We start from the raw sequence: 544 nt of genomic DNA, 5'->3' as shown, positions 1-544 counted from the left end.
GCCGCCGCGCCACCGCCGAGTTGCTGGAGCGCTTCGACCTCACCGAGGCCGCGAAGAAGCCCGCCTCCACCTACTCCGGCGGCATGAAGCGCCGTCTTGACCTCGCCATGACGCTGGTCGGCAACCCGCGCATCATCTTCCTCGACGAGCCCACCACCGGCCTCGACCCGCGCTCCCGCCACAACATGTGGGGCATCATCCGCGAGCTGGTCGCCGGCGGCGTGACCGTCTTCCTCACCACCCAGTACCTGGAGGAGGCCGACGAACTCGCCGACCGCATCGCGGTGTTGAACGGCGGCAAGATCGCCGCCGAGGGCAGCGCCGACGAGCTGAAGCGGCTGATACCGGGCGGGCACATCCGGCTGCGGTTCACCGACCCGGACGCGTACCGGCATGCCGCATCCGCCCTGCGCGAGGAGACCACCAGGGACGACGAGGCGCAGTCGCTGCAGTTCCCCAGCGACGGCACCCAGCGCGAACTGCGCTCCCTCCTCGACTGGCTGGACATCGCCAACATCGAGGCGGACGAACTGACCGTGCACAC

At 69.9% G+C, this 544-nt stretch carries 1 protein-coding gene; it reads left to right on the top strand.

Features of this window, described 5'->3' with window-relative positions; translation table 11 throughout:
- A partial coding sequence (locus STRAU_RS25140) for an ATP-binding cassette domain-containing protein (protein ID WP_037661772.1) occupies positions 1 to 544 on the top strand: 544 nt, incomplete at both ends.

Origin of the sequence: Streptomyces aurantiacus JA 4570 (assembly GCF_000414115.1) — a bacterium.
GTDB classification, from domain to species: Bacteria; Actinomycetota; Actinomycetes; order Streptomycetales; family Streptomycetaceae; genus Streptomyces; species Streptomyces aurantiacus_A.
The sequence above is the reverse complement of the archived record's forward strand: the minus strand, read 5'-3'. Positions and strand labels throughout refer to the sequence as shown.